Raw genomic sequence first — 9,370 nt, forward strand, 5'->3', positions numbered from 1 at the left:
GGATCATGACTGACACACCCCGCGGCACACCGAGGGAGCGCTGGACGCTCACCCACTCCTCACGGGCCCACGCCGGCAGCCGGCCGGACCACCCGGCCATCATCTGCGAGGGCCGCGTCACCACCTACGACAAGCTGCACCGCGACAGCAGCCGTGCCGCGCACGCCCTGTGCGCCGGCGGCGTGCGGCGCGGCGACCGGGTCGCCTACCTGGGGCGCGAGTCGGAGAACTACTACGTGGTGATGCTCGCCTGCGCCAAAGCGGGCGCGGTCCTGGTGCCGGTCAACTGGCGGCTCACCCCGACCGAGGTGGACCACATCCTGCGCGACTCCGGCGCCGCCCTGATCTTCGTCGACGACGAGTTCTGGGACACCGTCGCCGCGGTGCGCCATCAACTGCCCGGTCTGCGGCGGGTGATCCGCGTCGACGGCACCGACGCCGACGGCGAACCCGCCCGCGGCGCGGGCCTGCCGGCCTGGGCCGCCGACCAGCCCGACTCCGAACCGGTGCCGGGCACCGGCCCCGACGACGCCGTGGTGCAGATCTACACCAGCGGCACCACCGGACTGCCCAAGGGCGCCGTCCTCGCCCACCGCAGCTTCTTCACCCTGCCGCACGCGATGCGCGAGCACGGCGTCGCCTGGATCGACTGGCTGCCCGACGATGTCAGCCTCATCTCGCTGCCGGGTTTCGGCGTCGCGGGCATCGGCTGGTTCCTGCACACCTTCAACGCGGGCGGCACCAACGTGATCATGCCGCAGTTCGACCCGCAGGAAGCGGTCCGGCTGATCCGCACCCACAAGGTCACCACCACCTTCGCGGCCCCCGCCATGCTCCAGATGATGGCCGCCGAACGCGGCGCGGGACCAGAGGCGTTCACCTCCCTGCGCAAGATCGCCTACGGCGCGGCGCCCATGTCCGAGACCCTGCTCAAGCAGTGCCTGGAGACCTACGGCTGCGAGTTCGCCCAGATCTACGCCAGTACCGAGACCGGCAGTGTGGCGGTGTGCCTGCCGCCCGAAGCGCACCACCCGGGCAGCCCGGTGCTGGACTCGGTCGGCAGGCCGTGCCCCGGCAACGAGGTCAAGGTGATCGGCCCCGACGGCGACCCCCTCCCGCCCGGGGAGATCGGCCAGGTATGCGTGCGTGCCCCGTCCCGGATGCTCGGCTACTGGAACCTGCCCGAGGCCACCGCGCGCACCCTGGTGGGGGAGTGGCTGCACATGGGGGACGCCGGCTACCTCGACGAGGACGGCTACCTCCACCTGTGCGACCGCATCAATGACACGATCATCGTCGCCGGGCAGAACATCTACCCGGCCGAGGTCGAAAAGGCGCTCGCCGCGCACCCGGCCGTGGCGGACGCCGCCGTCGTCGGCCTGCCCGACGAGCACTGGGGCGAGAGCGTGCACGCGGTCGTCGTCCTGCGCCCCGGCGCCGAGGCGCACCCGCGCGAACTGCTGCTCTCCCTGCGCGGCCGGCTCGCCGACTACAAGATCCCCACCGCCTACCACTTCACCGACTCCCTGCCCCGCAACCCCTCCGGCAAGATCCTGCGCCGCGCGGTGCGGGAGCGGCTGACGGCACCGGCCCGGGACCCGCTGGCCGGCACGGTCGCATGACGCCGCGTCAGCCACGGACAGAGAAAGGTCGTCGCCCATGAACGGGCCCCTGCACGTCGGCATCCTGCTGCCCACCCGGGAACAGGCCATCAACGGCACCTACGCGGCGGCCCCGCTGCTGGACTTCGCCCGGCAGGCCGAGGCGCTGGGATTCGACTCCCTCTGGGCGGGCGACTCGCTCACCGCCCGCCCCCGCCTGGACCCGCTCGTCGTCCTGGCCGCCGCTGCCGCCGCCACCGAGCGGATCACCGTCGGCACCGCCGCCCTGACCCCGGCCCTGCGCCACCCGCTGATCGGCGCCAACATGGTCGCGAGCCTCAGCCACGTGGCCGCGGGCCGGCTGGTCCTCGGGCTCGGCTCCGGCTTCCCGATGCCCGAGACGGAGGAGGAGTTCGCCTCGGTCGGCGCCGTCTTCAGCGGCCGTGTCGGACGCCTCGACGAGATCACCGCCCTGTGGCGCACGGCCTGGCGCGCCGGACAGGAGGGCGAACCGGCCGACTTCCAGGGCAGGTTCTGGCAGGCCGACCACCTCGACCGGCTGCCCTCCCCGGCCACCGCCGGCGGCCCGCCGCTGTGGCTGGCCGGCAGCGACACCCCCAAGGTGCTCGCCCGCGCCGCCACCCGCTACGACGGCTGGCTGCCGTTCCTGCCCGACCCCGACGCCTACGGCCGGGCCCGCCGCCGGATCGCCGAGCTCGCCGAGGAGGCCGGCCGCCCCGCCGGCGCCGTCACCCCCGCCCTGTACGCGACGATCACGGTGAACCACGACGAGCGGGCGGCCGAGGCCGAACTGGAGCACTACATCAGCCACTACTACGGCCGTTCCCTCGACCAGATGCGCACCATCCAGGCCTACGCCTGGGGCAGCGCCGAGAAGTGCGCCGAATGGCTCGGCGGCTACGTCCGGGCCGGCGCCCGCCACCTGGTCCTGAGGATCGGATCGCTCGACCCGGAACCGCAGTTGAAGGAGATCGCCGAGGTGCTGCTGCCCGCGGTACGCGCCCTCGGCCCGTCCACCACCGTGGGGAGTACACAGTCGTGACCAGTACCACCGACGCACCGGACACCGGCGCCACCGTCACCGCAGGCAGCCGGATGTCCCGCGCGGGCCAGTGGTTCCACCCGGTGGAGCCCTCGCCCGACGCCTCGATCCGGTTGTTCCTGCTCCCGCACGCGGGCAGCGGCGCCATCATCTACCGGGACTGGGAGAGCCTGCTGCCGCCCGACATCGCCCCGCAGGCGGTGACCCTGCCGGGCCGTCACAACCGCCGGGAGGAGCCGACGTACGAGGAGTTCTGGCCGCTGCTCGAAGCGCTGCACGAGGCCGTGCTCGACGACCTGGACGACCGGCCGTTCGCGTTCTTCGGGCACTGCCTCGGCGCCCAGCTGGCGTTCCGGCTGGCCATCCGAATGGAGGAAGAAGGCGGCCCGGCGCCCGTCATGGTCGGCATGTCCGGCTGGTCGCCCGTGGGCTTCTTCCAGCCCACCGAGGAGCAGAGCCGGATGCCCGAGTCCGAGCTCGTCGAGTGGATCAAGAAGCTGGGCTCCTTCCCGGCCGAGATCTACGACAACCCCGAGATGCTCGCCCTCGTCGTCCCCGCGCTCCGCGCCGACCTCAGGGTCGCCGCCCAGTACGTCGACGACGGCGCCGGGGTCGCCTGCCCGCTGGCCTCCTACGGCGGACGCTCCGACCCCCTGCAGGAGGCGCCGGACGCCATGACCCACTGGGCCGGACGCACCCCCGCCTACCTCGGCCACAACGAGTATGCCGGCGGCCACTTCTACATCGACACGCACGCCCAGGCCGTCACCGCCCACTTCGCGCACCGCCTGCAGCGGATCGCCGCCCAGCACGCGCGCTGAGGTCGACCGGCCGGCCTTCCCGGCCACAGCACCAGCGCGGCACCGGGAAGGCGCCCCACTCCGGCGCCTTCCCGGTCTGCACCACACCTCCCAGCACCGGCCCCACACGAGTTCCCCGGGTTCCACGGCCCGGCCGGCCCCGTGTCAGCGCCGTGTCAGCGGACTGCGCGACAGTGGCGCACGACCCTCCGCGGCATGGGACGGGACACCACCCATGTCCCCACCGCCCCGGCGGCGTCAGCGCGTCCGAGTCCGACCACGGAAGAGAGCCGGTGTCCGGGATCCACCTGCCTGCCCCCTCACCCCTGGAGGCCGACTTGTCGCTCGCGGACCACACCGATGTCCTGGACTGGCCCTTCGCCCGCACCGAGGACGGAGACCCGCCGCCCATCCTGGCGGAACTGCGCAACGCGCCCCCCTGCGTGGTGCGCCTCCCGGCGGGAGCCGCCGAGTCCCGCCTGGCCTGGCTGGTGACCCGGTACGCCGACGTGCGGCAGGCGCTGGCTGATCCCCGCCTCAGTGCCGACGAACGGCTGCCCGGCGCACCGGTGCGCATCCAGGTCCCCCCCGGCGGGAACCCGAGTTCCTTCCTGCGCCTGGACGACCCCGAGCACGCCCGGCTCCGCTCCATGATCCAGACCGAGTTCACCGCGCGCCGGGTGAAGCGGCTGCGCGAACCGGTCCAGCGGCTGGTGGACGAGCTGCTGGACGAACTGGAGGCCTTACCCCGGCAGGCCGACCTGCACGCGGTGTTCTCCCGCGCGCTGCCGACCCTCGTCATCGCACGGCTGCTGGGCGTTCCGGAGCAGGACTCCGCGTTCTTCATCGAGAAGACCCGCGTCACCATCTCGCAGGAGGACCCGGCGGTCTCCCTGGCCGCCTTCGAGGAGATGTCCGAGTACCTGGCCAAACTGGCGCTGCGCAAGCTGGAGAGCCCGGGCGACGACCTGATCAGCCGCCTCGCCGTCAACCACCACGCGAAAGGCGCCATCACCCTGGACGAGCTGGTCGGCATCGCCCGGCTGGTCCTGGTGGCAGGACACGAGACCACCACCAACCAGATCGCCCTGAACATCCTGGCGCTGCTGCGCGACGACGACCTGCGGGCGCGGGTGGCCGCCGACGACGGCGCGCTCATTCCGAACTTCATCGAGGAGTCGATGCGCTACTGGTCGATCTCCCAGGACGCGATGGTCCGGCTGGCGGTGGAGGACTTCGAACTCGGCGGTGTGGCCGTCTCCAAGGGCGACGCCGTCGTCATCTCCGTGCCCGCCGGCAACCACGACGAGTCGGTCTTCGCCTGCCCGCACCGGATCGACCCGCACCGCGACACCAGCGGCCACCTGCAGTGGGGCTTCGGGCCGCACTTCTGCCAGGGGGCCCCGCTGGCGCGGCTGGAGATGGAGCTGTCGCTGCGCTCCCTGCTGCGGCGCTTCCCGAACCTGCGGCTGGCGGCCGACCCGCGCACGGTCTTCCGCCGCGGCACCGTCTTCCACGGGGTGACACACCTTCCCGTGACCTGGTGACCGGCCACGGTACCGGCACCACCGGCCAACCACCCGAAATGATCGAGAAACGGAGTCGTCATGACTTCTGAGACAAGCACGGAAGTCGTCGTCGAGGGGCGTGCGCCGACGCCCCCCGGCGGCGCACCGGCCGCCGCCCCCTCGGCCGGTGCCCTCCTGGTGGTGCTCGTGGGCACGTTCATCACGGTGCTGGACTTCTTCATCGCCAACGTGGCCGTCCCCGCCATCAAGGCCGACCTGGGCGCCGGTGCCGCCCAGGCCCAGATGTTCGTCGTGGGCTACGGCGTCGCCTTCACCGCGGGACTGATCACCGGCGGCAGGCTCGGCGACCTCTTCGGCCGCCGGCGGATGTTCACGCTCGGCATGGTGCTGTTCATGCTGGCCTCGGCCGCGTGCAGCCTGGCCCCCACGGCGACCGTCCTGGTCGTCGCCCGTATCGCCCAGGGTGCCGCCGCCGCGCTGATGGTGCCGCAGGTGCTCGGCATCATCGGCACGGTGTACACCGGCGCCGCCCGCGACCGCGCCTTCAACGCCTACGGCCTGGTCATCGGACTCGCCGGCGTCTTCGGCCAGTTCATCGGCGGTGCCCTGATCACGGTCGACATCGCGGGACTGAGCTGGCGGACCATCTTCCTGATCAACGTCCCGCTGTGCCTGGTCTCCCTGGCCCTCGCCGGCCGCACGATCCCCGAGTCGCGCGGTGAGGGCGGCACCCGGCTGGACCTCGTGGGTGCCCTGCTGGTCACGGCGTCCCTGGGCGTCATCGTCTTCGCGCTGCTGGAGGGCCAGGAGCGCGGCTGGCCGCTGTGGGTGTGGGAGGCGATGGCCGGTGCGGCCGTCCTGCTGGCGGTGACCGTCTGGCACCTGCGCAGGCGGGCGGCGGCCGACCGGGGCCCGCTGATCGAACCCGCCCTGTTCAAGGGCCGGGTGTTCTCGGTGGGACTGACCGCGACGGTGGTCTACTTCCTCGCGATGGGTTCCTTCTTCTTCGTGCTGGCCCTCTACCTGCAACTGGGCCGGGGCCTGTCGCCCCTGGAGTCCGGGTCGATCTTCCTGGCCCTGGGCGCGGGCTACTTCGGCGCCTCGGTGGTGTCGTCGCGCAAGGCCGCCTCGGTCACCGCCCGCAGGGTGGCCGTCGGCCCGCTGACCCTCGCGATCGGCTACGCGGCGGTCGCCCTGACCGCCGACCGCCTCGACACGACGGGACACGTGCTGTGGCTGCTGCCCGCGCTCCTCGTCGCCGGGCTCGGCATGGGCCTGACGACCGGCCCGCTGACCAACCTGGTGCTGGGCGCGGCCGTGCCCGAGCACGCGGCCTCCGCGTCCGGACTCCTGAACACCGCTCAGGAGGGCGGCGCGGCCGTCGGCGTGGCGATCGCCGGCGCGGTCTTCTTCCCCACCCTGGCCGACGCCGGCGGCTCGGCGGGCGCCTACCCCCACGCGTTCGCCGTCACGCTCGTCCCGCTCATCGCCCTGGGACTCCTGGCCTCCGTCCTGGTCCTGGCGGCGCCGGGCCGGACCGCACGGCGCTGAGGGTCCCCACCACCGAGGAAGGCAGGTGTCATGCCGTACGTCACCACCCGGGACGGGACCCGGCTCCACTGCACCGACTGGGGCGAAGGCCGTCCCGTGGTGCTGCTCAACGCCGCCATGGCGGACTCGCGGATGTGGGAGTTCCAGGCGCCGTTCCTGGCCGGTCAGGGGCTGCGCTGCGTCACCTACGACCGGCGCGGCACCGGGCGCTCGGACGTCCCCTGGAGCGGCTACGACTACGACACCCTCGCCTCGGACCTCGCCGACCTGCTCGACCACCTCGACCTGCGGGACGTCCTGCTGGTCGGCTACGCGGTGGGTGGCGGTGAGGCCGTGCGCTACCTGTCCCGGTACGGTGCCGCGCGGGTGGGGAAGCTGGCGCTGGTCGCCTCGACCACGCCGTTCCTGCTGCGTGCCCCGGACAACCCGGACGGCCTGGAGACGGCGCTGCTCGAGGAGATCGAGAAGGCCATCCGGACCGACCGGGCCGCCTGGCTGAGATCACTGACCTGGCCGTTCTTCGCCGGCCCCGAGGCGGATCCGGCGAGCACGCCGCTCTCGCCCCGGCTGGCCGAGTGGCTGATGGACCTGGCCATGGACACCTCGCCGCGGGCCGCCACGGAGATCTACCGCACGCTGTTCACCACCGACCAGCGGGCGGAGACGGCGGCCGTCCGGGTGCCTACCCTGGTCGTCCACGGCACCGCCGACCTCGGGGCGCCGTATCCGCTGTGCGGTCCCCGCACCGCGGAACTCGTTCCCGGCAGCACCCTGCTGACCTACGAGGGCGCGGCCCACGGCCTGTTCGCCACCCACGCCGACCGTCTGAACGCGGATCTGCTGGCCTTCGCCAAGCAGTGACCGCGAGGGCGGCGCCTTCCGCGTGGCCGCCGCCCGGCCCCCGGCCGGGCGGCGGGCGGGTCCTCGGCCCGCCTCCCCATGCCCGGCGAGTCCCCGCCCTGCCTCCCCGTGCCGGGCGTGCCCTCGGCCCCGCGTCCCCGTGCCCGTGCGCCCCGCCGTCGGCGCCGGTGCGGAAGCCCCGCCGGCACGGGCATCCGGAGCGTCAGCCGCACGTCAGCGCCGTGACAGCGGTCGGCGGCAGAGTCGACGTCGTGGGGCCCGAGCCGCAGGCGCGGCCCCGGCCCCTGACCCGCCGGCGCCGTCCGACGAAGGAGTACGCCCGCATGGCAGATACAGCAGCCCCGGTCCCGACCCGGGCACTGGTCCTGGCCAACCCGGCCTCCGGCAGCCACAGCCCGGAACTGGTGGAACAGGTACGCCAGTTGTGCGACTCGTACCTGGAGCGCACCGAGGTGCACCCGACCACCGGACCGGGTGACGCCACCGTCGCGGTACGCAGGGCCCTCGAACGGCAGACCGGCGCCCCCGACCTGGTCGTCGTCATCGGTGGCGACGGCACGGTCCGGGAGGCCGTCCAGGGCCTGGTGCCCGCCTCCGGGCGCGCCACGCTCGCGGTGGTGCCCGGCGGCACCGGCAACTCCGGCTACAAGATGCTGTGGGGCGACCGCCCCTGGACGGAGTCCCTCAAGGCGATCCTCACCGACTCCGGCATCGGCGGCAGCGCCCGCCCGCGCCGCCTGGACCTGGCCCGTCTCGCCGAGACCCGCCAGTACGTCTACCTGGGCGCCTGTTCCGGTGTGATCGCCGACGCGCTGATCACCGCCCGCGACCTGCCGCTGACCGGCCGCGAGCGGTACGCCCGCGCCTTCGCCGACACCGCCGCGGGCTATGCGCCGTACCCGGGCCGGGTCACCGTCGACGGGCGGGTCGTGCACGAGGGCCCGACCGTCCTCGCGAACGTCGGCGGCGGCCCCTACCGCGGCGGCCGGTTCAACGTCCTGCCCGACTCGCTGCTCGACGACGGCCTGCTCGACGTCTGCGTCATCGGCGACGGGATCGCCGCGGCCGACGTGCCGCGCCTGACCCTCACCGCCGCCCACATCGGCCACCCCGCCACGCGGTACGCGCGCGGCCGGACCGTCACCGTGGAGCGCACCGACGGCCGCCGGCTGCCGCTGGAGCACGACGGCGAGTACCAGCACGGCATCGGCTCCACGGCCACCTTCGAGGTCCTTCCCGGCGCCCTCCCCGTGTGGGCCCCGGCCCCGGACCGCCCCGAGACCCCCTGAGACATACAGAACCCCCGTCGTACCGCACGCCTGGCGACGGCACGTCGGGTCAGCCGCACCAACAGAAAACGAGGAGAGCACACATGAGCGACCTGACCACCACCGTCGACCGCTACCTGGCCATCTGGAACGAGGCGGACGCCGACAAGCGTGCGGCGGCCATCGCCGAGCTGTTCACCGCCGACGCCCCGTACATCGACCCGCTCGCCGCCGTCGAGGGCCACGAGGGCTTCGGCGCGGTGGTGGCGGGCGCCCGTGAGCAGTTCAAGGGCCTCACCTTCGAACTGCACGGCACGGTCGACGCCCACCACAACCAGGCCCGGTTCCAGTGGGGCCTGGTCACCGAGCCCGGCGCCGAGCCCATCGCGATCGGTTTCGACGTCCTGGTCGCCGACGAGGCGGGCCGCATCAAGGCCGTCTACGGCTTCCTTGACAAGGTGCCGGCCGCCTGAACCCCGCCCGCGGGGGGGGGGGGGGCCCGGCCCCCGGGGGGGGCCCCCCCCCCCCCCCCCCCCCCGGCGCCCCCCCCCCCCCCCCCCCCCCCCCCCCCCCCCCCCCCCCCCCCCACGCCCCCCCCCCCCCCCCCCCCCCCACCCCCGCCCCCCCCGCCAGCCAACCGCACCGCCGGCGCATTCCCCAACGGCCGGCCCCGCCACTGATCACACCCGAAGCCGAG

At 73.7% G+C, this 9,370-nt stretch carries 8 protein-coding genes; all 8 read left to right on the plus strand.

What is annotated here, in order from left to right; genetic code table 11:
- Window positions 1-5 precede the first annotated feature (5 nt).
- The 8 genes from ACIQU3_RS31745 (at window position 6) to ACIQU3_RS31780 (ending at window position 9,146) form a co-directional block, all read left to right on the plus strand.
- The gene (locus tag ACIQU3_RS31745) at window positions 6-1,622 is read left to right on the plus strand and encodes a fatty acid--CoA ligase (RefSeq protein WP_403929041.1); all 1,617 of its coding nucleotides are present in this window, start codon (window positions 6-8) and stop codon (window positions 1,620-1,622) included.
- Window positions 1,623-1,659: 37 nt separating this feature from the next.
- Window positions 1,660-2,664, plus strand: coding sequence for an LLM class flavin-dependent oxidoreductase (locus tag ACIQU3_RS31750; protein WP_403744078.1), 1,005 nt, complete (start codon window positions 1,660-1,662; stop codon window positions 2,662-2,664).
- A 53-nt stretch (window positions 2,665-2,717) separates the two neighbouring features.
- On the plus strand, window positions 2,718-3,485 hold the full coding sequence (locus ACIQU3_RS31755) for a thioesterase II family protein (protein ID WP_403744089.1): 768 nt from the start codon (window positions 2,718-2,720) through the stop codon (window positions 3,483-3,485).
- Window positions 3,486-3,757: 272 nt separating this feature from the next.
- A complete protein-coding gene (locus tag ACIQU3_RS31760) occupies window positions 3,758-5,011 on the plus strand; it encodes a cytochrome P450 (protein WP_403744080.1) in 1,254 nt (417 codons plus the stop codon).
- Between the two features lie 60 nt (window positions 5,012-5,071).
- Window positions 5,072-6,544 carry an MFS transporter gene (locus ACIQU3_RS31765; RefSeq protein WP_403929043.1) on the plus strand — a complete coding sequence of 491 codons (1,473 nt, stop codon included), beginning with the start codon at window positions 5,072-5,074 and terminating at the stop codon, window positions 6,542-6,544.
- Between the two features lie 30 nt (window positions 6,545-6,574).
- Complete coding sequence (locus ACIQU3_RS31770) at window positions 6,575-7,405, plus strand: alpha/beta fold hydrolase (RefSeq protein ID WP_403744084.1); 831 nt, start codon at window positions 6,575-6,577, stop codon at window positions 7,403-7,405.
- Between the two features lie 323 nt (window positions 7,406-7,728).
- The gene (locus tag ACIQU3_RS31775; RefSeq protein ID WP_403929045.1) at window positions 7,729-8,694 is read left to right on the plus strand and encodes a diacylglycerol/lipid kinase family protein; all 966 of its coding nucleotides are present in this window, start codon (window positions 7,729-7,731) and stop codon (window positions 8,692-8,694) included.
- Window positions 8,695-8,777: 83 nt separating this feature from the next.
- The gene (locus ACIQU3_RS31780) at window positions 8,778-9,146 is read left to right on the plus strand and encodes a nuclear transport factor 2 family protein (protein ID WP_030234889.1); all 369 of its coding nucleotides are present in this window, start codon (window positions 8,778-8,780) and stop codon (window positions 9,144-9,146) included.
- The last annotated feature ends 224 nt before the right edge of the window (window positions 9,147-9,370 follow it).

The organism is Streptomyces sp. NPDC101110 (assembly GCF_044759525.1).
Lineage (GTDB): Bacteria > Actinomycetota > Actinomycetes > Streptomycetales > Streptomycetaceae > Streptomyces.

Bases quoted from the DNA above. Each gene is read 5' to 3' on its own strand.
- ACIQU3_RS31770 (WP_403744084.1), top strand. From the start codon at position 6,575: ATGCCGTACGTCACCACCCGGGACGGGACCCGGCTCCACTGCACCGAC.
- ACIQU3_RS31745 (WP_403929041.1), top strand. From the start codon at position 6: ATGACTGACACACCCCGCGGCACACCGAGGGAGCGCTGGACGCTCACC.
- ACIQU3_RS31775 (WP_403929045.1), top strand. From the start codon at position 7,729: ATGGCAGATACAGCAGCCCCGGTCCCGACCCGGGCACTGGTCCTGGCC.
- ACIQU3_RS31780 (WP_030234889.1), top strand. From the start codon at position 8,778: ATGAGCGACCTGACCACCACCGTCGACCGCTACCTGGCCATCTGGAAC.
- ACIQU3_RS31755 (WP_403744089.1), top strand. From the start codon at position 2,718: ATGTCCCGCGCGGGCCAGTGGTTCCACCCGGTGGAGCCCTCGCCCGAC.
- ACIQU3_RS31765 (WP_403929043.1), top strand. From the start codon at position 5,072: ATGACTTCTGAGACAAGCACGGAAGTCGTCGTCGAGGGGCGTGCGCCG.
- ACIQU3_RS31750 (WP_403744078.1), top strand. From the start codon at position 1,660: ATGAACGGGCCCCTGCACGTCGGCATCCTGCTGCCCACCCGGGAACAG.